Genomic DNA, 22,861 nt, shown 5'->3' on the forward strand with positions numbered 1-22,861 from the left:
GGGTGAGCGTCACCCCCATCCGGCTGTACGGCGACCCCGTCCTGCGCACCCCCGCCGCCCCGGTCGTCGACTTCGACGCCGAGCTGCGGCAGCTGGTGGGCGACCTGACCGAGACGATGCACGCCGCCGGCGGGGCCGGGCTGGCCGCTCCGCAGATCGGGGTCGGCCTGCGGGTGTTCACCTGGTTCGTCGACGGCGAGGTCGGCCACCTGGTCAACCCCGACGTCGTCGCCGTGGGCGAGGAGGTCCAGGACGGCCCCGAGGGCTGCCTGTCGATCCCGGGCCTGCGCTACGACTGCCGGCGGCACCTGCACGTGGTGGCGTCGGGCTGGAACATGCACGGCGACCCGGTGCGGATCGAGGGCTCGGAGCTGCTGGCCCGCGCCATCCAGCACGAGACCGACCACCTCGACGGCGTGCTGTTCGTCGACCGCCTCGACGAGGTCGCCCGCGTCGAGGCCCTGGCCGAGCTCGAGGCCGCCGAGTGGGCCGGCATCCCCGCCTACCTCCCCGTCGTGAAAGTGAGCCCGCACTGAAGGTCCTGTTCGCCGGTACGCCGGCGCCCGCCGTCCCGTCGCTGGAGGCGCTGCTGGCCTCGGACCACGAGGTGGCGGCGGTCCTCACCCGCCCCGACGCCCGGTCGGGGCGCGGCCGGACCGCCAGCCGGTCCCCGGTCGCCGAGCGCGCCGACGCCGCCGGCATCCCCGTGCTGCAGCCGCGCTCGCCGCGCGAGCCGGAGTTCCTCGACCAGCTGGCCGACCTCGCCGTCGACTGCGCGCCGGTGGTCGCCTACGGGGCGCTGATCCCGCAGGCCGCGCTCGACCTGCCCACCCACGGCTGGGTCAACCTGCACTTCTCGCTGCTGCCCGCCTGGCGCGGCGCCGCCCCGGTGCAGCACGCGATCATGGCCGGCGACGAGATCACCGGCGCGGCCACCTTCCGGCTCGAGGCGGGCCTGGACACCGGCCCGGTGTTCGGCACCGTCACCGAGGCCATCGGGCCGCGGGACACCGCCGGTGACCTCCTCGGCCGGCTCGCCGTCAGCGGCGCGCAGCTGCTGGTCGCCACCCTCGACGGCATCGCCGCCGGCGCGCTCGAGGCGCAGCCGCAGCCGGCCGACGGCGTCAGCCTGGCGCCGAAGGTCGAGACCGCCGACGCCCGCGTCGACTGGGCGCTGCCCGCGCACGTCGTCGACCGGCGGGTCCGCGGCGTGACGCCGGCACCCGGCGCGTGGACCACCTGGCGCGGCGACCGGCTGCGTCTGGGCCCGGTGACGCCGGTGGCGGACGCGCCGTCGCTGGCCCCGGGCGAGCTGGCGGTGGCCGGCCGCGACGTCCTCGCCGGCACGGGCACCGGTGCGGTGCGGCTGGGCGAGGTGCAGCCCGCCGGGAAGCGGATGATCCCCGCGGGGGACTGGGCGCGCGGCGCCCGGCTCACCGCCGGCGACCGGCTGGGGGAGACCGCGTGACCCGGCCCCCGAAGCGCCCCTCCGGCGGTCCGCAGCGCGGCCGGCGGCCGCACCCGGCCAGCAAGCGCCGTCCGCTGGACGGGGCGCGGCTGACCGCCTACGACGTGCTGGACGGCGTCTCCTCGCGCGAGGCCTACGCCAACCTGCTGCTGCCCCAGCTGCTGCGCGAGCGCCGGCTCGACACCCGCGACGCCGCCTTCGCCACCCAGCTGGCCTACGGCGCGCTGCGCGCCACCGGCACCCTCGACGACATCCTCACCGGGCTGGTGAGACGCCCGCTGGCCGAGCTGGACCCCCGGGTGCTGGACCTGCTCCGGCTCGGCACCTACCAGCTGATCGACCTTCGGGTGCCCTCGCACGCAGCCGTCGACACCACCGTGGACCTCACCCGGGCGATCGTCGGCAGCGGCGCGTCGGGGCTGGTCAACGCGGTGCTGCGCAAGGTCGCCGCGGGCGGTGACCGGGCGGCGTGGCTCGAGACGCTGGGCGGCGACGCCGGGCAGCGGCTCGCCCTGGCCACCGACCACCCGCGGTGGATCGTCAACGCCTGGCGCGACGCCCTGGGTGGTGAGGACGAGCTCGAGGCCGCGCTGCTGGCCGACGACGCCGCTCCCGAGGTGCACCTCGTGGCGCGGCGGATCCCCCGCGACGAGCTGGCCGCCGAGGCCGGCGGCGAGCCCGGCCCGTGGTCACCGTTCGCCGTCCGGCTGCCCGGCGGTGACCCGGGGCGGCTGGCGTCGGTGCGCTCCGGCCGGGCCGCCGTCCAGGACGAGGGCAGCCAGCTGGCCGCGCTGCTGCTGACCCGCGCGCCGCTGGAGGGGCCGAACGCCGCCTGGCTGGACATGTGCGCCGGTCCCGGCGGGAAGTCGGGGCTGCTGGCCGCCGTCCGCCCCGAGGGCGTGCGGCTCACCGCCGCCGACCGCGCGCCGCACCGGGCCGAGCTGGTCCGGCAGGCACTGGCCGGTGAGGACGACGTCGAGGTGCTGGCCGCCGACGGCCGCGAGCCGCCGTGGCGGGCCGGATCGTTCGACCGGGTGCTGCTGGACGCGCCCTGCACCGGGCTGGGCGCGCTGCGCCGTCGTCCCGAGGTGCGCTGGCGGCGCACGGCCGAGGACGTCGCCCCGCTGGTGGAGCTGCAGCTGGAGCTCCTGGCGAGCGCGCTGGCGTCGGTGCGGGTCGGGGGCGTCGTCGCCTACGTGACCTGCTCGCCGCACGCCGAGGAGACCGTCGGGGTGGTCGAGGTCGCCGCGGCGCGGGACGACGTCGAGGTGCTGCCGGTCGCGCCGCTGTTCCCCGACGTCCCCGGCCTCGCGCGCGGGGACGCCGGGCAGCTGTGGCCGCACCGGCACGGCACCGACGCCATGTTCATGGCGCTGCTCCGCCGGACCCGCTGACCGCTAGGGTCGCCGGCCATGGCCTGGCTGCCCGACGGCTTCGCCCACCCGCTGCGCGTGGACCTGCCGACCGGGCACCACCTGCGCCCCATCCGCGCCGACGACGTCGACCTCGACCTGCCGGCGGTGATGGGCTCGCGGGAGCGGCTCTGGTCGATCTACGGCGAGGCGTGGGGGTGGCCACCGGTGGGGATGACCGCCGAGGCCGACCGCGCGGACCTGGGCCGAGTGGATCGCCCTGCCCGACGCGAATGACCCGCCACGAGATATGCACAGTCGGGGCTTTCACGGCCCGCTGGACCCCGAGTGTGCAGATCTCGCGGACCGGTGTCAGAAGGGGAACGCCCGCTTGGTGCGCTGGACGCTCACCCAGTGGTCGGTGGTGAACTCCTCGATCGCCCACTCGCCGCCGAAGCGGCCCAGCCCGGACTCCTTCTCGCCCCCGAACGCGGTGTTGTTCTCGTCGTTGAGCGGCGAGTCGTTGACGTGGGTCATCCCGGCCTCGACGCGCAGCGCGAAGTCCACGCCGCGGGCGACGTCCTCGGTGAAGACCGCGCTCGAGAGGCCGTACTCGGTGTCGTTGGCGATCGCCAGGGCGTCGTCCTCGTCCCGCGCCCGGATGATCGTGACCACCGGGCCGAACATCTCCTGCCGGGCGCTGGCCACGGAGTTGTCGCCGAGCAGCACGTGCGGGGGCAGCACCGAGCCGATCGGGCCGGTCGGGTCGCCGCCGAGCAGCTGCTGCGCGCCGTACGGACAGCGCGTCGGCGATCTTCTCCTGGATGCCCTCGAGCTGGCCGCGGTTGATGATCGGGCCGATGACGGTGTCGGACTCGCGGGGGTCGCCGGCCTTCAGCGCCCGGGCGCGCTCGACGTAGCGCTCGACGAACTCGTCGTGCACCGAGCCGTCGACGACGATCCGGTTGGTGATCATGCAGACCTGGCCCTGGTGGAAAAACTTGCCGAAGATCGCGGCGTCCACGGCGTAGCCCAGGTCGGCGTCGTCGAGCACGACCAGCGGTCCGTTGCCGCCGAGCTCCAGGGAGAGCTTCTTCAGCCCGGCCTTCTCGGCGATGCCCTTGCCGACCGGTGTCGAGCCGGTGAAGGACACGACCCGCGGGGTCGGGTGGCTCACGATCGCGTCGCCGATGTCGCGCCCGGACCCGATGACCACCGAGAGCAGGCCCGGCGGGAGGCCGGCCTCCTCGTAGAGCTTGGCCAGCAGCAGGCCGCCGGTGACCGGGGTGTCCCCGGCCGGCTTGAGGACGACGGCGTTGCCGAGGGCGAGCGCCGGGGCGACCGAGCGGTTGGACAGGTGCATCGGCACGTTCCACGGGCTGATCACCGCGACCACCCCGACGGGACGGCGGTAGACGCGGCTCTCCTTGCCCTCGATGTCGGCCGGCAGGATCCGGCCCTCCACGCGGTACGGGTAGGACGCCGCCTCGTGGAAGTCGCGCAGCGTGATCGCGTACTCGAACTCGGCGGCGGGGGCGGCGGCGCCGGACTCGCGGATGTGCCAGTCGACGATCTCGTCCTTGCGCGCCTCCATGATCCGGGCGGCGCGGCGCATCACCTCGGCGCGCTCGCCGGGCAGCCGGGCCGCCCAGTCGCGCTGGGCCTCCTTGGCGGTGGCGTAGGCCTCGTCGAGGTCCTCGGCGTCCGCCAGCGGGATCTCGGTGAGCGTCTCGCCGGTGTAGGGGTCGGTGTCGGTGGCGGTCTTCCCGGCGCGGCCGGCGCGCCAGGTGCCGGCGATGGGCATCCGGTCGAATCCGTCGTAGGGCGTGGGGGTGTCGGAGGCCATGGGTGGGGCCCTACCCGGTGGTGCCCCACGGACACGTCCGCGCAGGTCGGGCGGTGGCTCAGTAGTAGGGCGAGCCGGATCCGTCGGCCGCCCCGGCCTGCCGGATGCTGCGCCACTGCGCCTCCTGGAGGTGGGCGACGACCGCCTCGCAGATCCAGAGCAGGGGACCGGCCCGCTCGAGGTCGCGCCGGTCGACCTCTGCCGGACGACGCCCGGCGGCGCCGCAGGCCGTGGCGAGTGCGTCGAGGACCGCCGATTCCGGCTCGCCGTGGGAAGCCGGCGTCCCGACCGCGTACCGGCGACCGAGCAGCGTCCGGCGGACCGTCCACCGGTGCGCCGTCACCGCCGCGTCGGCGACGTCGGACATGCCCACGCCGCCGTGGTCCACCCACCAGGTCAGCGGCTGCTGCGGCTCGACCTCCATCGCGGCCAGCAGCCGGTCCGCCGGCGGGAACCCGGTCGGCGCGACCTGCACCTCGATGGCATCGGCCTGCTCCACGACCCGGCCGGCGCGGACCAGATCGACCAGCAGCGCGCCGCGGGCGGCGGTGTCCCAGATGTCGAAGGAGCGCAACCGGCCGCGCTCGCGCAGGCAGCGGGCAGCCAGCCCGACCGCCACCCCGTCGGCCAGATCCATGTGCACCCTCCGTGGACGAGGCCGCAATAAGGCGGCACCTAGACTCCCCGCGTGTCCCGGCAGCCCATGATCGCCCCCAGCCTGCTCTCCGCCGACTTCGCCAACCTCGCCGCCGAGGTGGCGCGGGTCGCCGACGCCGACTGGCTGCACGTCGACGTGATGGACGCGCACTTCGTGCCGAACCTGACCCTGGGCCTGCCCGTGGCCCAGGCGATCCAGGCGGTCAGCCCGGTGCCGCTGGACTGCCACCTCATGATCGAGAACCCGGAGCGCTGGGCGCCCGGCTACGCCGAGATGGGCGCCCGCAACGTCACGGTGCACGCCGAGGCGTGCACCGACCCCCGTGCCGTCGCCCGCGACCTCAGGGCCGCCGGCGCGCTGGCCGGCCTGGCGATCAAGCCCGGCACCCCGCTCGAGGACTACCTCGACGTGCTGCCCGACTTCGACACCCTGCTCGTGATGAGCGTCGAGCCCGGCTTCGGCGGCCAGTCCTTCATCGCCGACGTGCTGCCCAAGGCCCGCAAGGCCCGCGAACTCGTGGACGCCGGTCACCTGACGCTCGTCGTCGAGATCGACGGCGGGATCAACGCCGACACGATCGAGCAGGCCGCCGAGGCCGGCGTGGACATGTTCGTCGCGGGCTCGGCCGTCTACGGCGCCGACGACCCGGCGAGGGCGATCGCCGCCCTGCGCGCGCAGGCCGCCGCGGCGATGCACGGGTGACGATCCGCGACGTCGAGCGCGCGGCCATGGCCCGCGCCCGCGAACTGGGCGCAGCCGTCCTCGGCACCACCAGCCCGAACCCCGCCGTGGGCGCGGTCGTCCTGGCCGCCGACGGCACCGTCGCCGGAGAGGGCGCCACGCAGCCACCGGGCGGCCCGCACGCCGAGGTGCAGGCCCTCGCGCAGGCGGGGGAGCGCGCCCGGGGCGGGACCGCCGTCGTCACCCTCGAGCCGTGCGCGCACACCGGCCGCACCGGCCCCTGCGCCGACGCGCTGATCGCCGCCGGCGTCGCCCGGGTCGTCGTCGCCGTCCCGGAGCCGACGCAGCTCGCGGGCGGGGGAGCCGAGCGGCTGCGCGCCGCCGGCGTCGTCGTCGAGCTCGGCGTCGAGCAGGACCTGGCCGAGGACGGCGCGCTGGCGCCGTGGCTCACCGGCGTGCGCGAGCACCGGCCGCAGGTCGTGTGGAAGGTCGCCGCCACGCTCGACGGCCGGGTGGCCGCCGCCGACAGCAGCAGCCGCTGGATCACCGGCCCGCGGACCCGCGCCGCCGTCCACCGCCTCCGGGCCACCTGCGACGCCGTCGTCGTCGGCTCCGGGACGGCGGTCACCGACAACCCCCAGCTCACCGTGCGCGACACCGACGGCCGCGACGCCGACCGGCAGCCGCTGCGCGTCGTCGTCGACCGGCGCGGGCGGCTGCCCGCCACCGCCCGCGTCCTGGACGACGCCGCACCCACGCTGGTCAGCCGGGCCGCCGGGCCGGCGGAGCTGCTGGCCGAGCTGTTCGGCCGCGACGTGCGCCGCGTGCTGCTGGAGGGTGGCCCGACGCTGGCCGCCGCGTTCCTGCGCGCCGGGCTCGTGGACGAGGCCGTGGTCCACCTCGCACCGAAGCTCCTGGGCGCCGGACCGGCCCTCGTGGGCGACCTGGGAATCACTTCGATCGCGGATGCGCTCTCCTTCGAGACGGTCGAGGTGCTCCCGTCGGGTGGGGACGTGCAACTCCGGCTGCGGCCCACCCGGCACACTGGGGGCCGACAGTCCGTCCGGGAAGGGAGCTGAGGTGTTCACCGGCATCGTCGAAGAGGTGGGCACGCTCGTCGTCCGCGAGGCCCAGGGCGACTCCGCCGTCCTGCGGATCCGGGCGCAGCGGGTGCTCGAGGACGTCGCCCTGGGCGACTCCATCTCGGTCAACGGCGTCTGCCTGACCGTCACCGGTGTCACCCCCGACGGCGAGGCCTCGGTGTGGACCACCGACGTCATGGCCGAGACGCTGGACCGCAGCAGTCTGGGCGCGCTGGCCGACGGCGACCCGGTCAACCTGGAGCGGGCCGTCTCCGCGCACACCCGCCTGGGCGGGCACATCGTGCAGGGCCACGTCGACGGTGTCGGCACGGTGCTCGCCCGCACCCCCGGCGAGCACTGGGAGGTCGTCCGCATCGGGCTGCCGGCCGGGCTCGCCCGCTACGTCGTCGAGAAGGGCTCGATCACCGTCGACGGCGTCTCCCTCACCGTCAGCGCCGTGTGCGCTGCCACCGACCCCGAGCCGTGGCTCGAGGTCAGCCTGATCCCCACCACCCTCCGCGAGACCACGCTGGGCACGCGCGCCACGGGGGACCCCGTCAACCTGGAGGTCGACGTGATCGCCAAGTACGTCGAGCGACTGCTGGAGGCACGTCGGTGACCGCACCCCTGACCCGTCTGGACAGCATCGAGACCGCGATCGCCGCGATCAAGGACGGCCGCCCGGTCGTCGTGATCGACGACGAGGACCGCGAGAACGAGGGCGACCTCATCTTCGCCTCGGAGCTGGCGACCCCCGAGCTGGTGGCCTTCATGGTCCGCTACACCTCGGGCTACATCTGCGTCGCGGTCACCGAGTCCGACGCCGACCGGCTGGACCTGCCGCCCATGCACCGGGTGAACCAGGACCGCCTCGGCACCGCCTACACCGTCACCGTGGACGCCCGCGAGGGCGTCACCACGGGCATCTCCGCCTCGGACCGGGCGACGACGATCCGCACGCTGGCCAACGCCGACGCGACCTCGCGCGACCTGTCGCGGCCCGGGCACATCGTCCCGCTGCGCGCCAAGGACGGCGGCGTGCTGCGCCGGCCCGGCCACACCGAGGCCGCCGTCGACCTCGCCGTGCTCGCCGGCCTGCGCCCGTCGGGGACGCTGTGCGAGATCGTCAGCGAGAAGGACCCGACCGGGATGGCCCGCGGCGAGGAGCTGCGCGTCTTCGCCGACGAGCACGACCTCGTCATGGTCTCCATCGCCGACCTCATCGCCTACCGCAAGCGCTTCGACAAGCTGGTCGAGCGGGTGGCCGAGGCGATCGTGCCGCTGGCGCCGGGCACCTTCACCGCCGTCGGCTACCGCAGCTCCTACGACGAGCGCGAGCACGTCGCCTTCGTCTACGGCGACATCGGCGACGGCGAGGACGTGCTCGTGCGCGTGCACTCCGAGTGCCTCACCGGCGACGTCTTCGGCTCGCTGCGCTGCGACTGCGGCCCCCAGCTGCAGGCCGCGCTGCAGGCCGTCGCCGACGAGGGCCGCGGCATCGTGCTCTACATCCGCGGGCACGAGGGCCGGGGCATCGGCCTGCTGCACAAGCTGCAGGCCTACCAGCTGCAGGACCTCGGCGCCGACACGGTCGACGCCAACCTCGACCTGGGGCTGCCGGCCGACGCCCGCGACTACGGCACCGGCGCGCAGATCCTCGTCGACCTGGGCGTGCACACCATGCGGCTGCTGACCAACAACCCGGCCAAGCGCGCGGGGCTGGAGGGCTACGGCCTCAAGGTGCTGGGCCGGGTCGGCCTGCCCAGCCACGTGACCGCCCAGAACCTCGGCTACCTGCGCACCAAGCGCGACCGCATGGGCCACCTGCTCGACATCATCGAGCCCGGGGTCGAGGAGGCCGGCGAGCCCGTGCACGCCGACCCGATCCCGGAGAACGTGCCCCTCCGCGTCGACGAGCAGCCTTCGTGAACGAGCTCGCGAGTTCAGCGATGGACAGAGCAGTGGAGCCGCGAACGCGGCCGACGAGCGCCAGCGAGGAGGTCACGTGAGTGGTTCGGGAGCGCCGGTCGTCGAGCCCGTCGACGCCGCGCGGCTGACGCTCGGCATCGTGGCCACCACCTGGCACGCGGAGATCACCGACTCGCTGCTCGCCCGCGCCCTCGAGGCCGCCCGGGCCAGCGGCGTCGCGGAGCCGACCGTCGTCCGCGCCCCGGGCGCCGTCGAGCTGCCGGTGGTCGCCCAGGCGCTGGCCGAGGGGCACGACGCCGTCGTCGCCCTCGGAGTGGTCATCCGCGGCGGCACGCCGCACTTCGAGTACGTCTGCGACGCGGTGACCGCCGGCCTGACGCGCGTGGCGCTGGACGCGGGCACCCCCGTCGGCAACGGCGTGCTGACCTGCGACACCGAGGAGCAGGCGCGCGACCGCGCGGGCCTCCCCGGCTCGGCCGAGGACAAGGGCTGGGAGGCGACCATCGCCGCCCTCGCCACCGCCCTGACCCTGCGCGACCTGCGGCGCCGGCAGCGCACCACCGGGTTCAGCGCCACCCCCGCAGGAGGCCGGTCGTGAAGACCTTCGACGCACTGTTCGCCGAGCTCTCGGTCAAGGTCGCCGAGGGCGACGCCGCCTCGGGCACCGTCGCCGCGGTCCGCGACGGCGTGCACGCCGCCGGCAAGAAGGTCGTCGAGGAGGCGGCCGAGTCGTGGATGGCCGCCGAGCACGAGGGGGAGGAGCGCACGGCCGAGGAGATCAGCCAGCTCCTCTACCGGGTGCAGGTGCTGATGCTCGCCCGGGGTCTGACCCTGGACGACGTCTACGCTCACCTCTGATCTCCCCGCGTCGTCCCCGTTCTGAGGAGTAGTTCCGTGCTGCGCATCGCCGTCCCCAACAAGGGCGTCCTGAGCGAGCCGGCGGCGGAGATGCTCGCCGAGAGCGGCTACCGCATGCGGCGCAGCACCAAGGACCTCGTGGTCTACGACCCCGACAACGACACCGAGTTCTTCTACCTCCGGCCGCGGGACATCGCCGTCTACGTGGCCGCCGGCACGCTGGACGTCGGCATCACCGGGCGCGACATGCTGCTGGAGACCGCGCCGGCCGAGGGGGAGGGCCCGACCGCGGTCGAGGTCATGCCTCTGGGTTTCGGGCGGTCGTCCTTCCGCTTCGCCTCGCCGGTCGGCTCGGGCATCGAGTCGGTCGAGGAGCTGGCCGGCAAGCGGATCGCCACCGCCTACCCGGTGCTGCTGCAGCGGCACCTCGGGGAGTCGGGCATCAAGGCCGACGTCGTCAAGCTCGACGGCGCCGTCGAGACCGCCTGCGCGCTCGGCGTCGCCGACGCCGTCTGCGACGTCGTCGAGACCGGGACGACGCTGCGCGCGGCGGGTCTGCACATCATCGGCGAGCCGGTGCTGGCCAGCGAGGCGATCCTCGTGGGCCGCGAGGGCGCCGAGGAGATCCCCGCGGTCGCGCAGCTGCGCCGCCGACTGCAGGGCGTGCTGGTCGCCCGGCAGTACGTGATGCTCGACTACGACTGCCCGGACGACATCCTGGCCCGCGCCACGGCGATCACGCCCGGCATCGAGGGCCCGACGGTCAGCCCGCTGCAGCGGGCCGGCTGGTCGGCGGTGCGGGCCATGGTCCGGCGCAGCCAGACCAACCAGATCATGGACGACCTCTACGAGCTGGGGGCCCGGGCGATCCTGGTCACGAGCATCCACGCCTCGCGGCTCTGACCGGCGGAAACTTCTCCGCGCCCCCGCTCGTCAGTAGCACGTGCGCCGACTCGCCCTGGGCCTGCTGCCCGCCGTCCTGCTGCTCACCGCCTGCGGCTCGTCCGACGACGACGGCGCCGCTGTACCGGGTCCGACGACGTCGAGCCCGACCGCCCCTGACCCCGACGGGGGCGGCGCCGATCCGGCGGCGGGCGGGATCGCGCAGGCGGACAACGACCTCCAGCTCGAGATCGACCTGGGCGACGGCCGCGCGGCGGAGACCTGGACGCTGACCTGCGTCGGGTTCGTCGAGGGCAGCCACCCGGTGGCGCAGGCCGCGTGCGACCACCTGGCCGGCCTCGAGCGCCCGTTCGCCCCGCTGCCGGAGGACGTCATGTGCTCGCAGCAGTACGGCGGGCCGGAGACCGCGCGGGTGCTCGGGCGCTGGGGCGGCGAGCCGGTCGACCTCGAGCTCTCCCGGGTCGACGGCTGCCGCATCGCGCAGTGGGACGCGCTGGTCCCCGTGGTGCCCGCGCCCGCGGGCTGATCGCTCCCCGTCGTCAGCGGCCCCGGGTGGTGCGCTCGACCAGGTCGATGGCGGTGCACAGCCCCAGGGCCGTGGCGCGGTTGCCCGTCGGCCCGGACGACAGCAAGGCGTCGACCGCCGCGGCCAGCGAGCCCTCGCCGACCAGCGCGTGCAGCACCGCGGCGTACTCGCCACTGACCCGGCCGGCGGCCGCGTGCCGCAGCAGCGCCCGGGACAGCTCGGTGGTGCGGCAGGCGGCCAGTGCGGTCACGCCGGCGGCGAAGCGCGGCGCGGCGGGGTGCCCGAGCAGGACCAGGCCGGCGATGGTGCCGGCCATGACGTCGTCGCCGGCCGGGGTCAGGCCCGGGCCCACGCCGATGAGGCGGGTGGCGGTGCGCAGCGCGGCGTCGAGGTCGGCGCGGCGGACGGCGCCGCGCAGCGCGGCCAGCGGGCCCCCGGGGCCGGTGGGGAGACCAGGGAGCGCGAAGGCGCTGTGCGGGACGCCCTCGCCGTACAGCGTGGTGCGCAGCTGGCGGACGCCCTCGGGGAGGAGCGCGGGCCGCGCGCTGGGCAGCCGGGGGCGGGGGTCCCACCAGGCGGCGGCGCTGACCGCGAGGTCGCCGACGACGATGCGGCCGCCCCCGACCTCGGCCGCTGCTGTCGGGGAGACGAGCGGGCGCCCGGTGCTCGGGCGGAACAGCACGCAGCCCAGCGGCAGGCGGGCCGCGTCGCTGGTGAGGACGGCGACGACGTCGCCGTCGCGCTCGCCGGGCACGTGCAGGTAGACGCCGGTCGGGGTGCTCGCGACGATGCGGGCCCGGCGGACGGGGCCGCGCAGCAGCGCGGTGACACCGGTGCTGGCGGCCGCCGGCACGGGGGTGAACTGGCGCGGGCGCCCGGGGGAGCCGGCGTGGCGGTGGAGGGGGATGGTCGGAACGGCTGCTCGCGCGGCGCGGCCGCGCGCCGCCGTCGTATGCGAGCGGCCGTCGCGGCCCGTGGTCTCGTCGATCGTGCGCATGGTGACCCTTCGCCGCAGGGACGTCGGAGGGGTCGGGTCGGCCCCGTCCGAGTTCTGCTCGCCGTCCGCTCGCGGAGGGGGCAGGTGCCGCCGGGTCGGGAGTGACGGCCTAGCATCCTTGCGAGCGGGTTGAGTGGACTTCGAACCTATGCGGCGCGTCGCACGCCCTCTGATGGCGGAACTCGCCAAGAATGGGTGCACCGGTCCAGGGAGTCCTGACAGATTTCTGCGACACGGACGCCACGTTGGCGACGGGAAGGGGGGGTGTGTCGTGACTCAGAGTGAGAGCTCGCCCGTGTCGCCCACGCAGCGTGACGGAACGGTGCCGTTTCGCCGGAACTGGGTGGTCGAGGAGCCGGCCCGCGCCGACCCCCGCGCCGAGCGCGGCAGCTGGCAGGAGCGCATGGGGCTGACCGTCGAGGACGTGCTCGACCTGCCCGGGCTCTCCGGGTCGTCGGTGGTGGCCGGCAGCGGCGGTCTGGGCCGCTCCGTCCGCCACATGGTCGTGGACAACCCGGCCGACCCGCTGGCGGCCGCGGGCGTCGACGTCCTCGTCGTCCTGGGGGCCCGGCTGCCGCAGGCCGACCCGGCCAACTGCCGGGCGCTGGTCGAGCGGCTGGACTCGATGGGCACCGCCGCGCTGGCCTACCGGCGCGCCGAGGGCCCGCCGCCGGTGCCGGCGGAGGTGCTCGCCGAGGCCGAGCGCCGCGGGCTGCCGGTGCTGGCGCTGCCGGCCGGCGTCCGCCTGGACGAGATCGTCTCCGAGGTGCTCGGCGCCGTCGTCACCAAGCAGGGTCAGGCGCTCGCGCTCTCCTCCCGCATGGACGACCAGTTCATGGAGGTGGCGCTCACCGGCGGCGGGCTGGCCGAGGTCACCCAGCGGCTGGCCGTGATGATGGACGGCGCCGCGGTGCTGGGCCTGGGGCCCGACCGCGAGGTGGTCACCAGCGCCGGCCCCCGGGACGACGTCGCCGAGATCAGCGACTGGCTGTGGCTCCTGGACGCCGCCGCGGACGACGCCCTCGCCGAGCTCACGCCCTCCCGCCGGCTGGCCGGTGTCCGCGCCGACCGGACGGTGGTGACCCCGGCCGACGTGCTGGCCGACGCCGACCTCTCGCCGGCCGACGGCATCCTGCTCGTCCCCGGCCACCACGAGCTCCCCGGCGGGGTGGGGGAGTACGCGGTGGCCCCGATCATGGCCGGCGACCAGCGGCACGGCTGGCTGGTCGCGGTGCACCGCACCGGCGCGATGATGGTCGGTGCCGGCGGCGTGCTGGAGCGCGCGGCGGTCATCGCCGCGCTGTCGGTGATCCGGCTGCAGGCCGTGCACTCCGTGGAGCTGCGCTTCCAGGGGGACCTGGTCCGGCGCCTCGTCGGCGGCTCGGTGGGCCACACCGAGCGGACGCTGGCCTACACCCGGTCGTTCGGCTGGCGGCTGGACGGGCCGGTCGCGGTGCTCGTGACCGCCACCGAGACGGTGGCCGACGCGGCGGGCGACCCCACGCGTGCCCTCGACGTCCTGGACCGGCTGGCCGACGGCTGGCGCTCGGCGCTGGAGTCCGAGGTCGCCGGCGCCGCCGTCGCGGGGCTGGCCACCGAGATCGTCACCCTGCTGCCGCTGGACGGCCGCACGCCCGAGGAGGTCTCCTCGCTGGTCGCCGCCGTCAGCTCGCGGGTCAACGGCCGGCTGCGCCGGCTGGGCCGCGTGCTCGGCACCGGTATCGGCCGGCCCGCCGGCTCGCTGCCCGAGCTCGCCGAGGCGCACCGCCAGGCGCAGCGGGCGCTCGGCGTCGGCCAGGAGATCCAGGGCGGCGCCTCGGTCACCCACTTCGACCAGCTCGGCGTCTTCCGGCTGCTGTCGCTCATCCCGGACAGCACCGAGCTGCGCTCCTACGTCGACGAGGTGCTCGGCCCGCTGGCCGACGCGACCGACGCCGACTCGGCCGACCTGCGCGAGACGCTGCTGGTGCTGCTGGAGACCAACCTCAACGTCGCGGAGTCCGCGCGCCGGCTGCACTTCCACTACAACACGATGCGCTACCGGATCGGCAAGCTCGAGCGGATGCTCGGGCCTTTCACCAGCGACCCCAACCTGCGGCTGAACCTGCTGCTGGCGCTGCACGCCGCCCGGATGAGCGGGCTGGACCAGCCGCACCGCCCGCCGCTGGAGGCGGGCATGGCCCCGCCGCCGGACGACGGCCTCGACTCGCTGCTCTGAGCACTGGAGGAACCGCCATGACCGATGCTGCGCGTCCGCTGCAGGGGAAGGTCGCCCTGGTCACCGGGGCCTCGTCGGGCATCGGGGCCGCGACGGCGGAGGCGCTGGCCGCCGCCGGCGCCGCGGTCGCCATCGGTGCCCGCCGCCGCGACCGGCTCGACGAGCTCGCCGGGCGGCTGCGCGGCAGCGGCGCGAGCGTGCTCACCCTGGACCTCGACGTCACCGACGAGCAGGCCTGCGCCGACGCCGTCGCCCGCACCCGGTCCGAGCTGGGCGGGCTGGACGTCCTGGTCAACAACGCCGGCGTGATGCTGCTGGGCACCATCGTCGGCGCCGACCCCGAGGACTGGCGCCGGATGCTGTCCACCAACGTGCTGGGCCTCATGTACATGACCCACGCCGCGATCGACGGGATGGTCGAGCAGGGGTCCGGGGACGTCGTCAACGTCTCCAGCGTCGCGGGCCGGGTCGCGCGCAAGGGGGCCGGGGGGTCACCGGCCGCGGTGTGCGGATCGGGCTGGTGGAGCCGGGGGCGGTGGCCACCGAGCTGACCGACCACATCACCCAGCCCGAGGCCAGGGCGGCGTCGAAGAAGATGGCCGAGACGATGACGCCGCTGCAAGCCGAGGACATCGCCCGCGCCGTGGTCTACATGGTCGGCCAGCCGCGGCACGTCGCCGTCAACGAGATGCTGGTGCGCCCCACCGACCAGGAGCGCTGAACCGCGTCCTCCCTCACCGGAGCGCGTCCTCCCTCGCGGTGCGCGCCGAGGGAGGACGCGCTGGGATCAGGTCACCTGATCGTGGCGGGGGTCAGTCGTGGAAGACCTCGATCGCGGCGCCGATCTCGACCAGCCGCTCGTAGAGGTGCTCGTATCCGCGGGCGATGATGTCGACGTTGCGCAGCACCGAGGTGCCCTTCGCCGCGAGCATCGCCAGCAGGATGCAGACCGCCGGGCGCAGCGCGGGTGGGCAGACCACCTCGGCGCTGGACCAGCGGGTCGGGCCGTCGACCAGCACGCGGTGCGGGTCGAGCAGCCGCACGTCGGCGCCCAGCCGGGTCAGGTCGGACAGGTGGATGGCCCGGTTGTCGTAGAACCCAGTCGTGGATCATCGTCGAGCCCTCGGCGTGGGCGGCGATGACCGCGAAGAACGGCAGGTTGTCGATGTTGAGCCCCGGGAACGGCATCGGGTGGATCTTGTCGATCGGCGCCCGCAGCTGCGAGGGGTGGATCGTGACGTCGGCCAGCCGGGTGTGCCCGTTGGCCGCGAGGTACTCCGGCGAGAGCTCGTAGCGCAGCCCCATCTCGGCCAGCACCGCCAGCTCGATCTCGAGGAACTCCACCGGCGCCCGGCGCACGGTGAGCTCGGAGCCGGTGACGATGCCGGCGGTGAGCAGGCTCATCGCCTCGACCGGGTCCTCGCTGATCGTGTAGTCCACGTCGGCGTCCAGCACCGGGCGGCCGTGCACGGTCAGCGTCGTCGTCCCCAGGCCCTCGATCTCCACCCCGAGCAGCTGCAGGTACAGGACCAGGTCCTGGACCATGTAGTTGGAGCTGGCGTTGCGGATGGTGGTCGTGCCCTCGGCGCGGGCGGCGGCCAGCAGCGCGTTCTCGGTGACGGTGTCCCCGCGCTCGGTCAGCACGATCGTGCGGCTCGTGGCCCCGGTCGGGGTGACGGTGGCGTGGTACTCGCCGGCGCGCGCCTCGACCTCCAGGCCGAACGGGCGCAGCGCGATCATGTGCGGCTGCACGGTGCGGGTGCCCAGGTCGCAGCCGCCGGCGTAGGGCAGCTCGAACTCCGGTGCCCGGTGCAGCAGCGGGCCCAGGAACATGATGATGCTGCGGGTGCGCCGGGCGGCGTCGGCGTCGATGCCGGCCAGGTCCAGCTCGTCCGGGACGACGAGGGTGAGGTCGTGCCCGGCCTCGTCCCAGGACGCCGAGACGCCGATCGAGCGCAGCACGTCGAGGATCCGCTCCACCTCGACGATGCGCGCCACGTTGCGCAGCGTCGTCCGGCCGCGGTTGAGCAGGGCGGCGCAGAGCAGCGCGACGGCGGCGTTCTTCGACGACTTGACCGCGACGCTGCCGCTGAGCAGCCGGCCCCCGGTGACCCGCAGGTGCGTGGGCCCGGCGGGGCCGACGCTGATCAGCTCGCTCTCCAGCGCGGCGGAGAGCCGGCCGAGCAGCTCGAGGGTGAGGTTCTGGTTGCCCTGCTCGATGCGGGCGACGGCGCTCTGGCTGGTGCCCAGCCGGTCGGCGAGCTGCTGCTGGGTGAGGCCGCGGTGCTGCCGGGCGTCCCGGACCAGCGCCCCGATCTGGCGCATCGCGGAGTCGGGGGGCAGCTCGGTCACCGTCACCGGGCGAGGCTATCTCATCTGTGAGATAACGAGCCGGGACCGTCGCGTGTCGCCCACGCGAACCGGTGCGGTGTCCGGTTCCCGCCGGATCCTGTCGGTGCCCGCGCCTACGGTCCGCTCGTGAGCTCTCCCGCCGCCCCCTCGGCCCGCACCGTCCTGGCGGTCGTCGTCACCGTGCTCTCCTGGGCGTCGGCGTTCGTCGCCATCCGGGGCGTGGGGGAGGACCTCTCGCCCGGCGCCCTGGCGCTCGGCCGGCTGCTCGTCGGCACCGCCGTGCTCGGGCTGCTCCTGGCCGGCCGGGGCTGGGTGGCGCCCGACCGCCGGGAGTGGGTGCTGCTGGCGGTGTGCGGCGTCGGCTGGTTCGGCGTCTACAACCTGGCGCTCAACGCGGCCGAGCAGCACCTGGACGCCGGCACCACCGCGATGCTGGTGAACATCGGGCCGATCCTCATCGCCGTCCTGGCCGGGTGGCTGCTGGGCGAGGGCTTCCCGAGCTGGCTGGTGGTCGGCGTGGCGGTGGCCTTCGCCGGGGTGCTGCTCATCGGCCTGGCCACCCGCGGTGCCGACGTCGACCTGCTGGGCGTCGTGCTGTGCGTGGTCGCCGCCGTCACCTACGCCATCGGGGTCGTGGCGCAGAAGCCGCTGCTGCGCCGGCTCCCGGGCCTGCAGGTGACCTTCACCGCCTGCGCCATCGGGGCGGTCTGCTGCCTGCCGTGGGCCGGCGCGCTCGCCCGCGACCTCGGCACCGCCCCGGCCGGCTCGATCGCCGGCATGGTCTACCTGGGGGTGGTGCCGACGGCGCTGGCGTTCAGCACCTGGGCCTACGCGCTCACCCGGATGGACGCCGGCCGGCTCGGCGTCACCACCTACCTCGTGCCGCCGCTGGTGATCCTGCTGGGCTGGGGCCTGCTCGACGAGGTGCCGCCGGCGCTCGCCGTCGTCGGCGGCGCGGTCTGCCTGACGGGTGTGGCGCTCTCCCGCCGGGGTGCGCCCCGCCGGTCGGCGGCGGCCCGGGCCGAGCCGGTGCCCGCCGGCACGTGAGCGACGCGCGTGCGGGGTCGGGCCGCCGATGGGGTAGGCAGGTCCCAGGCACCCGACCGGGAGGTAGGACCGTGGACCAGCAGCAGTGGGCGCAGGTGGTGGAGGCGGCCACGCGCGCGCCCTCGATCCACAACACCCAGCCGTGGCGGTTCACCGCCACGGCCGACCAGCTCGACGTGTTCCTCGACCCGGGGCGCGCGCTCCCGGTGCTCGACCCGACCGGTCGCCAGCAGGTGATCAGCTGCGGGATCGCCGTCGAGTTCGCCGTCGTCGCGCTCGCCGCCGCGGGCTGGCTGAGCGAGGTCGAGCTCCTGCCGGACGACGACGCCGACCACCTGGCGACGGTGCGGGTCATCGGCCCGATCGTGGCGACCGACGAGGACTCCGCGCTGGCCGCATCGATCGCCCGCCGGCACACCGTCCGCGACCCGTTCCAGCCGCGCGTCGTCCCGGTCGACCTGCTGGACCGGCTGCAGGCCGAGGCCGCCGCGTTCGGCACCTGGTTCAAGCCGGTGACGCGGTCGGAGGAGGAGGTCGCCACCGTCTTCCTCATCGACCGGGCCGAGGAGATGGAGCAGGGCGACCCCGCCTACCTCGCCGAGCTGCAGCAGTGGGTGCGCACCGACCCCGCCGCGGTCGACGGCGTCCCGGTGGGTGCCGTGCCGGCCGAGGACCCCCACGGGCGGCCCTCGAACTGGAGCATCCGGGACTTCGTCGTCGGCACCCGGAGCGCGGGGGAGGGGGCGCCGGTCGACGCCGACGCGCCGCCGCCCGAGGTCGAGCGGCCCACCGTCGTGCTCATGGGCACCGACGGCGACGACCGGTACGCCTGGCTGCAGGCGGGGCGGGCGCTGGCCCGGGTGCTGCTGGTCGCCACGGCGGCCGGCGTCGCGGCCTCGCCGCTGACCCAGGCGCTGGACTGGCCGGCCACCCGCACCCGGCTGCGCGCCCGGCTCTCGCTCGTCGGGCACCCGCAGATGCTGCTGCGGATGGGCTACCCGCGCGAGGGGGGCGAGGTCGCGGTCAGCGGCCGGCGTCCGGTCGCCGAGGTGCTCACGGTCGCGCCCTGAGCCCGATCCGCAGAGGGGCTCCGGCCGGTCAGTCGGTGCGGCGGGTGGGCGCCCACGGGTCGTCGGCGTCGAAGTCGTCGGCCGGCTCGGCGCCGGCGGACCCTGCGCCGGTCTCGGCGTCCGCGGACCCGGTGCCGGTGCGTCCGCTCCGCTGCGCGGCGCGCTGGGCGGCGGCCTCCAGCGCGGCGTCCCGCTCGCGGGCCCGCTCGGCGGCCGCTGCGCGGGCCCGGGCGCGCTCCTCGCGGCGGGAGGGCCGCGGGTCGTCCCTCGTGCCGGCCCCAACCCCGTCCCCGACCTCGGCGGCCGCGCCGGACCTGCCCAACGCGAGGCCCGCGACGGCCAGCCCGATCGGCAGCACGTAGGCGGCGGCGCGCTCGGTCGCGCCCTCGGCGAGGACGGCGACCTCGGTGAGGAAGAAGACCGTGGCGGCGGTGCCGACCAGCCCGAGCACCACGAGCACCGTGCCCAGCACCTCCGAGCGGGGACGCAGCGCGTACGCGAGCGCGATGAGCCCGAGCGCGCTGCCGATCAGGTACATCGTCGCGCCGACGCCGTGCCAGGTGCCGGAGCGGTCCGAGGGGAGCACCCCGACCAGCAGCACACCGACGGCGGCCAGACCGAAGAGGTAGGCGGCGACGCGGCCGGCGCCGGCCCCCAGCGCCGGCAGCAGCAGCACGGTGCCGCCCAGGATGAGCGCCGCCTGCACGACGAAGGAGGCGTTCATCACCTGGTGGCCGGGCCACGTGGTGGCGCCGAGGTCGCTGATGACGTCGTCGGCACGGGAGTAGCCCTCGCCGCGGAACTGCACCACGGTCTCGACGACGAAGAACTGCAGCGTCAGCAGCCAGGCGAGCGCGCCCCAGCGGATTCGGTCGGAAGTCACGGCACCCATGGTCCCAGGAGCGGCGCGCCGGCCCGCTCGAGGACTGCGGCGAGCTGCGCCGCGGTGAGCCAGGAGGGGTTGCTCCCGGCCGGCATGCGGAGCACCTCGGCGTCGCGGAACCGCGGGTCGTGCAGCAGCTCGCCGCGATCGACCGGGTCGGCGAGCCGGGTCAGGCGCACGGGGAGGGCGGGGCGGTCGTCGCCGTCCGGGCCGGGGTCGGCGGGCTCCTGCGGCGGGCCGGTGACGATGCCGACGGCGTGCACGCCCGGGGTGACCCGGCCGCTCACCCACAGCAGCACCGGCTGGCCCGCCGCCACCAGGCCGAGCCGGTAGGAGCGCCGGACGCAGCGGGTCAGCTCCCGCTGCTCGCCCGGCGTCCATCCCGGCTCGATCTGCTCCGGTGGGCGGCTGCTCTTGACCAGCCAGGCGGCCAGCGCGCCCGGCTCCGTCCGGAGGCCCATCCCGAGCCGGCGGGGGCCCGGCGTCAGTCGGTGGCCGGGTGGCGCTCGGCGCCCAGCGGGTCGGCGTCGTCGGAGCCGACGGCCTGGCGCTCGAGCTCGGTGCGGCGCTCGAGGACCTCCTCGTCGGGGTGCGGGTCCTTCGCGTGCTGCGTGCGGTCCCGGGTGACGTTCTCCTCGGGGGTGATCACGTCGTCGAGGGTGGGGCCGTCCTGGGGATCGGTCATGGGAGCTCTCCTCCGGGGGTGGTTCGAGCGGTCCCGGAACCCATAGCCCGCTCGGCAGGGGTCCTAACCCACCGGGTCAGCGCGGTTCGAGCCGCGCAGCCGGCAGCCACGCCTCGATGAGCGCCGGCCCGTCCGAGCCGCTCACGGCGTAGGTCACCCGGCCCTGCCAGGTGCCGTGCCGTTGCCGCCACTCGACGAGCAGCCCCGGCCAGGTGCCGGGGGCGTCGGGCGGGTCGTGCACCCAGCAGTGCCGGCCCTCGGCGGCCCGCCCGGGCACGGGCGGAGGAGGGGTGGTGGGGACCGCGCCGGACAGCGCCGCGCGTTCGGCGAGCGACCGCCCCGACCCGCCCCGCTGCATCCCTCCGGCCACCCGGACAGGATCGCACGGATCGAACAGACGTTCGAGACGGGTCCGGGGTGTGTCGGCGGGTCGGGGCCGTCGAGCCCGACCCGCCGGGTACCTCAGGAGCGGTCGCCCGCCAGGCCGTCGGCCAGGGTCCGGACCACCGTCCGCAGCAGCGGGTGGGCGGGCAGGTCCTCGACCAGGACGGGCAGCGGCAACGACCAGTTCGGGCGGTCCGCCGCACCGGGCATGTTGGGTCGCCGCGGTTCGCCGACGGCGTCGTCCAGGGTCGCGGAGAGCAGCAGCGACGGCGCCTGCGCCAGCCGCTCGTGGGCCCGCTCGACCGCCTGCTCGGGCGAGGAGCCCTCGTCGACGCCGGGCAGGTGCTCGAGCAGCGAGGAGCGGCCGCGTTGCAGCTCCTCCTCGGTGCCGGTGCCCTGCTCCCGCTGCTCGTCCAGGTCCGCGCCGCCGACCAGCCCGGCGACCGTGGGCAGGTCGTGGGTGGTGATGGCGGCCATCGCCTCGGCCGGCCAGGTCGCGGGCTCGTCGTCCTCGAACCACAGCAGCCGGTAGGAGAGCACCCCGTGCTCGGCCATGGCCTCGCGCACGCCGTCCTCGACGGTGCCGAGGTCCTCGCCGACGACGAGGGCCTGGGCGCGGGCGCTCTCCAGGGCGACGATGCCGAGCAGGTCCTCGGCGGGGTAGCGCACGTAGGCGCCGTCGGCGGCGGTGCCCTCGCGGGGCACCCACCAGAGCCGGAACAGGCCCATGACGTGGTCGATCCTCAAGCCCCCGGCGCCGGCGATCGTGGCGCGGATGGACTGGATGAACGGCTCGTAGTCGGCGTCGCGGAGCCGCCACGGGATCAGCGGCGGCGAGCCCCAGTCCTGCCCGGCGGAGTTGAACGCGTCCGGCGGCGCGCCGACGCTCACGCCGTCGGCCAGGACGTCCTGCCAGGTCCAGGCGTCGGCGCCGCCGCCGGCGAACCCGATCGGGAGGTCCTGGATCACGGTCATGCCGTCGGTGGCGGCGGTGAACTGCAGCTCCAGCGCCCACTGCAGCCAGGCGTGGAAGCCGACGACGGCGCCGTGCTGCTCGACGTACTCCGCCAGCGCGGGGCTGCCGGGCCGGCGCAGATCCTCGGGCCAGGTGTGCCAGTCGGCGCCGTGCTCCTCGGTGATCGCGGCCCAGGTGGCCCAGTCCTGCAGGGTCTGCCCCTGCTCCTCCCGCCAGCGCCCGAACGCCTCGCCGCCGCCGTGGGCGAAGAAGATCCGCATGAGCACCTCGCGCTTGCGGGCCCAGACGGCGTCGCGGTCGATGAGCTCGCCGTCGTTCAGGGCGCGGCCGGCGTCCTCCTCCAGGTCGACGGTCTCGGCCCCGGGCACCTCGGGGACGCGCAGGTAGATCGGGTTGAGGAAGCGCCGCGTGGCCGGGAGGTACGGGCTGGCCTCCTGCTGCGGGATGGGGGCGACGGCGTGCAGCGGGTTGATGAGGACGAACCCGGCGCCCTGCTCGGCGGCCATCCGGCGGATGCTGCGCAGGTCGCCGAGGTCGCCGATGCCCCAGCTCTCCCGGCTGCGCGCGGCGTAGAGCTGCACGGCCCAGCCCCAGCTGCGCTGCTCGGGCAGCCAGCAGCGGCCGGGGGTGACGATCAGCCGGCGGCGGCGCCCCTCGGCGGACTGGAACCAGTGGTAGCCGAGCGGGAAGTCCTCGGGCAGCGAGCCGTCGACGTGCCGGACCTCGCCGTCCTCGCAGATGACGTCGATCTCGTCGATCTCGAGGGCGTCCCCGGGGCGGGCCACGATCGGCGCCCGGTCCTCCAGGTCGGCCGGCGGTTCGCCGATGATCTCGCGGAGCCGGTCGATCGTCTCCTGCGCGACCTGGTGCTCCTGGTCCAGCGCGTCCAGCCAGCTGGTGTCGATGCCGCGGTCGTCGGTCGTCGGGGTGCGTGTCACCGGCTGAT

At 75.5% G+C, this 22,861-nt stretch carries 25 protein-coding genes and 2 pseudogenes; 16 read left to right on the plus strand and 11 right to left on the minus strand.

Annotated elements, in window-relative coordinates; genetic code table 11:
• The first annotated feature begins 2 nt into the window (after window positions 1-2).
• The 3 genes from def to JKP75_RS08220 are packed head-to-tail and all read left to right on the plus strand — an operon-like array spanning window position 3 to window position 2,862.
• Window positions 3-536 carry a peptide deformylase gene (gene def / locus JKP75_RS08210; RefSeq protein WP_200491840.1) on the plus strand — a complete coding sequence of 178 codons (534 nt, stop codon included), beginning with the start codon at window positions 3-5 and terminating at the stop codon, window positions 534-536.
• A complete protein-coding gene (gene fmt, locus JKP75_RS08215; protein ID WP_309229647.1) occupies window positions 485-1,468 on the plus strand; it encodes a methionyl-tRNA formyltransferase in 984 nt (327 codons plus the stop codon). The genes def and fmt overlap by 52 nt, the downstream gene beginning before the upstream one ends.
• Entirely contained in the window at window positions 1,465-2,862 is a 1,398-nt protein-coding gene (locus JKP75_RS08220; protein WP_200492920.1) for a transcription antitermination factor NusB, read from the plus strand. Before fmt ends, JKP75_RS08220 begins: the two co-directional genes overlap by 4 nt.
• A gap of 330 nt (window positions 2,863-3,192) precedes the next feature.
• Here JKP75_RS08220 and JKP75_RS24450 read toward each other — a convergent pair whose 3' ends face one another.
• The 3 genes and pseudogenes from JKP75_RS24450 to JKP75_RS08230 form a co-directional block, all read right to left on the minus strand.
• Complete coding sequence (locus JKP75_RS24450) at window positions 3,193-3,564, minus strand: aldehyde dehydrogenase family protein (RefSeq protein ID WP_375539238.1); 372 nt, start codon at window positions 3,562-3,564, stop codon at window positions 3,193-3,195.
• A 64-nt stretch (window positions 3,565-3,628) separates the two neighbouring features.
• Window positions 3,629-4,666: pseudogene (locus tag JKP75_RS24455) on the minus strand (aldehyde dehydrogenase family protein); the annotation flags it as partial.
• A gap of 58 nt (window positions 4,667-4,724) precedes the next feature.
• On the minus strand, window positions 4,725-5,303 hold the full coding sequence (locus tag JKP75_RS08230) for a hypothetical protein (RefSeq protein ID WP_200491838.1): 579 nt from the start codon (window positions 5,301-5,303) through the stop codon (window positions 4,725-4,727).
• A 51-nt stretch (window positions 5,304-5,354) separates the two neighbouring features.
• Here JKP75_RS08230 and rpe point away from each other — a divergent pair, with 51 nt between their 5' ends.
• From rpe to JKP75_RS23765, 8 genes are all read left to right on the plus strand, one after another.
• A complete protein-coding gene (rpe, locus tag JKP75_RS08235) occupies window positions 5,355-6,026 on the plus strand; it encodes a ribulose-phosphate 3-epimerase (protein WP_309229648.1) in 672 nt (223 codons plus the stop codon).
• Window positions 6,023-7,084, plus strand: coding sequence for a bifunctional diaminohydroxyphosphoribosylaminopyrimidine deaminase/5-amino-6-(5-phosphoribosylamino)uracil reductase RibD (ribD, locus tag JKP75_RS08240; protein ID WP_309229649.1), 1,062 nt, complete (start codon window positions 6,023-6,025; stop codon window positions 7,082-7,084). Before rpe ends, ribD begins: the two co-directional genes overlap by 4 nt.
• Before the next feature lies 1 nt (window position 7,085).
• Window positions 7,086-7,706, plus strand: coding sequence for a riboflavin synthase (locus tag JKP75_RS08245; protein WP_200491837.1), 621 nt, complete (start codon window positions 7,086-7,088; stop codon window positions 7,704-7,706).
• Window positions 7,703-9,016: a bifunctional 3,4-dihydroxy-2-butanone-4-phosphate synthase/GTP cyclohydrolase II gene (locus tag JKP75_RS08250; protein WP_200491836.1), complete on the plus strand. Its 1,314-nt coding sequence runs from the start codon at window positions 7,703-7,705 to the stop codon at window positions 9,014-9,016. Before JKP75_RS08245 ends, JKP75_RS08250 begins: the two co-directional genes overlap by 4 nt.
• A 76-nt stretch (window positions 9,017-9,092) precedes the next feature.
• Window positions 9,093-9,614 carry a 6,7-dimethyl-8-ribityllumazine synthase gene (gene ribH / locus JKP75_RS08255; RefSeq protein ID WP_200491835.1) on the plus strand — a complete coding sequence of 174 codons (522 nt, stop codon included), beginning with the start codon at window positions 9,093-9,095 and terminating at the stop codon, window positions 9,612-9,614.
• Window positions 9,611-9,874: a phosphoribosyl-ATP diphosphatase gene (locus JKP75_RS08260; protein WP_200491834.1), complete on the plus strand. Its 264-nt coding sequence runs from the start codon at window positions 9,611-9,613 to the stop codon at window positions 9,872-9,874. The genes ribH and JKP75_RS08260 overlap by 4 nt, the downstream gene beginning before the upstream one ends.
• A 36-nt stretch (window positions 9,875-9,910) precedes the next feature.
• Complete coding sequence (gene hisG, locus JKP75_RS08265; RefSeq protein ID WP_200492922.1) at window positions 9,911-10,777, plus strand: ATP phosphoribosyltransferase; 867 nt, start codon at window positions 9,911-9,913, stop codon at window positions 10,775-10,777.
• 40 nt (window positions 10,778-10,817) lie between these two features.
• Complete coding sequence (locus tag JKP75_RS23765) at window positions 10,818-11,303, plus strand: SSI family serine proteinase inhibitor (protein ID WP_200491833.1); 486 nt, start codon at window positions 10,818-10,820, stop codon at window positions 11,301-11,303.
• A gap of 13 nt (window positions 11,304-11,316) precedes the next feature.
• Here the strand turns inward: JKP75_RS23765 and JKP75_RS08275 are convergent, their stop codons facing one another.
• Window positions 11,317-12,300: a DUF2877 domain-containing protein gene (locus JKP75_RS08275; RefSeq protein ID WP_200491832.1), complete on the minus strand. Its 984-nt coding sequence runs from the start codon at window positions 12,298-12,300 to the stop codon at window positions 11,317-11,319.
• Window positions 12,301-12,622: 322 nt separating this feature from the next.
• Between JKP75_RS08275 and JKP75_RS08280 the strand changes: the two genes are divergently transcribed.
• The 3 genes from JKP75_RS08280 to JKP75_RS20920 are packed head-to-tail and all read left to right on the plus strand — an operon-like array spanning window position 12,623 to window position 15,239.
• Window positions 12,623-14,518, plus strand: a complete 1,896-nt coding sequence (locus JKP75_RS08280; RefSeq protein ID WP_309229650.1) for a PucR family transcriptional regulator ligand-binding domain-containing protein — start codon at window positions 12,623-12,625, stop codon at window positions 14,516-14,518.
• A gap of 17 nt (window positions 14,519-14,535) precedes the next feature.
• On the plus strand, window positions 14,536-15,069 hold the full coding sequence (locus JKP75_RS08285; RefSeq protein WP_242471973.1) for an SDR family NAD(P)-dependent oxidoreductase: 534 nt from the start codon (window positions 14,536-14,538) through the stop codon (window positions 15,067-15,069).
• Entirely contained in the window at window positions 15,054-15,239 is a 186-nt protein-coding gene (locus JKP75_RS20920; protein WP_242471972.1) for a hypothetical protein, read from the plus strand. Before JKP75_RS08285 ends, JKP75_RS20920 begins: the two co-directional genes overlap by 16 nt.
• A gap of 91 nt (window positions 15,240-15,330) precedes the next feature.
• Here the strand turns inward: JKP75_RS20920 and JKP75_RS22600 are convergent, their stop codons facing one another.
• Window positions 15,331-15,561, minus strand: coding sequence for a hypothetical protein (locus JKP75_RS22600; protein ID WP_309229689.1), 231 nt, complete (start codon window positions 15,559-15,561; stop codon window positions 15,331-15,333).
• Window positions 15,562-15,685: 124 nt separating this feature from the next.
• Window positions 15,686-16,843, minus strand: a pseudogene (locus JKP75_RS08290) (helix-turn-helix domain-containing protein); the annotation flags it as partial.
• A gap of 153 nt (window positions 16,844-16,996) precedes the next feature.
• Here JKP75_RS08290 and JKP75_RS08295 point away from each other — a divergent pair.
• On the plus strand, window positions 16,997-17,917 hold the full coding sequence (locus JKP75_RS08295; protein WP_200492923.1) for a DMT family transporter: 921 nt from the start codon (window positions 16,997-16,999) through the stop codon (window positions 17,915-17,917).
• A gap of 71 nt (window positions 17,918-17,988) precedes the next feature.
• Window positions 17,989-18,987 (plus strand): Acg family FMN-binding oxidoreductase, encoded by a 999-nt coding sequence (locus tag JKP75_RS20925; protein WP_200492924.1) that lies wholly within the window; start codon window positions 17,989-17,991, stop codon window positions 18,985-18,987.
• A 28-nt stretch (window positions 18,988-19,015) separates the two neighbouring features.
• Here JKP75_RS20925 and JKP75_RS08305 read toward each other — a convergent pair whose 3' ends face one another.
• The 5 genes from JKP75_RS08305 to malQ all read right to left on the minus strand — a co-directional run bounded on the left by JKP75_RS08305 (window position 19,016) and on the right by malQ (window position 22,853).
• Entirely contained in the window at window positions 19,016-19,879 is an 864-nt protein-coding gene (locus tag JKP75_RS08305; RefSeq protein WP_200491829.1) for a DUF998 domain-containing protein, read from the minus strand.
• The gene (locus tag JKP75_RS08310; protein WP_200491828.1) at window positions 19,867-20,331 is read right to left on the minus strand and encodes a hypothetical protein; all 465 of its coding nucleotides are present in this window, start codon (window positions 20,329-20,331) and stop codon (window positions 19,867-19,869) included. Before JKP75_RS08310 ends, JKP75_RS08305 begins: the two co-directional genes overlap by 13 nt.
• Before the next feature lie 23 nt (window positions 20,332-20,354).
• Window positions 20,355-20,555, minus strand: a complete 201-nt coding sequence (locus tag JKP75_RS08315) for a hypothetical protein (protein WP_200491827.1) — start codon at window positions 20,553-20,555, stop codon at window positions 20,355-20,357.
• Between the two features lie 76 nt (window positions 20,556-20,631).
• Window positions 20,632-20,925, minus strand: a complete 294-nt coding sequence (locus JKP75_RS08320) for a hypothetical protein (RefSeq protein WP_309229652.1) — start codon at window positions 20,923-20,925, stop codon at window positions 20,632-20,634.
• Between the two features lie 92 nt (window positions 20,926-21,017).
• On the minus strand, window positions 21,018-22,853 hold the full coding sequence (gene malQ, locus JKP75_RS08325; protein WP_200491826.1) for a 4-alpha-glucanotransferase: 1,836 nt from the start codon (window positions 22,851-22,853) through the stop codon (window positions 21,018-21,020).
• Window positions 22,854-22,861: the final 8 nt, after the last annotated feature.

Origin of the sequence: Blastococcus sp. TML/M2B (assembly GCF_016612865.1) — a bacterium.
GTDB lineage: Bacteria > Actinomycetota > Actinomycetes > Mycobacteriales > Geodermatophilaceae > Blastococcus.

Bases quoted from the DNA above. Each gene is read 5' to 3' on its own strand.
- JKP75_RS08275 (WP_200491832.1), bottom strand. From the start codon at position 12,300: ATGCGCACGATCGACGAGACCACGGGCCGCGACGGCCGCTCGCATACG.
- JKP75_RS08230 (WP_200491838.1), bottom strand. From the start codon at position 5,303: ATGGATCTGGCCGACGGGGTGGCGGTCGGGCTGGCTGCCCGCTGCCTG.
- JKP75_RS08305 (WP_200491829.1), bottom strand. From the start codon at position 19,879: ATGGGTGCCGTGACTTCCGACCGAATCCGCTGGGGCGCGCTCGCCTGG.
- JKP75_RS08285 (WP_242471973.1), top strand. From the start codon at position 14,536: ATGACCGATGCTGCGCGTCCGCTGCAGGGGAAGGTCGCCCTGGTCACC.
- JKP75_RS08315 (WP_200491827.1), bottom strand. From the start codon at position 20,555: ATGACCGATCCCCAGGACGGCCCCACCCTCGACGACGTGATCACCCCC.
- JKP75_RS08310 (WP_200491828.1), bottom strand. From the start codon at position 20,331: ATGGGCCTCCGGACGGAGCCGGGCGCGCTGGCCGCCTGGCTGGTCAAG.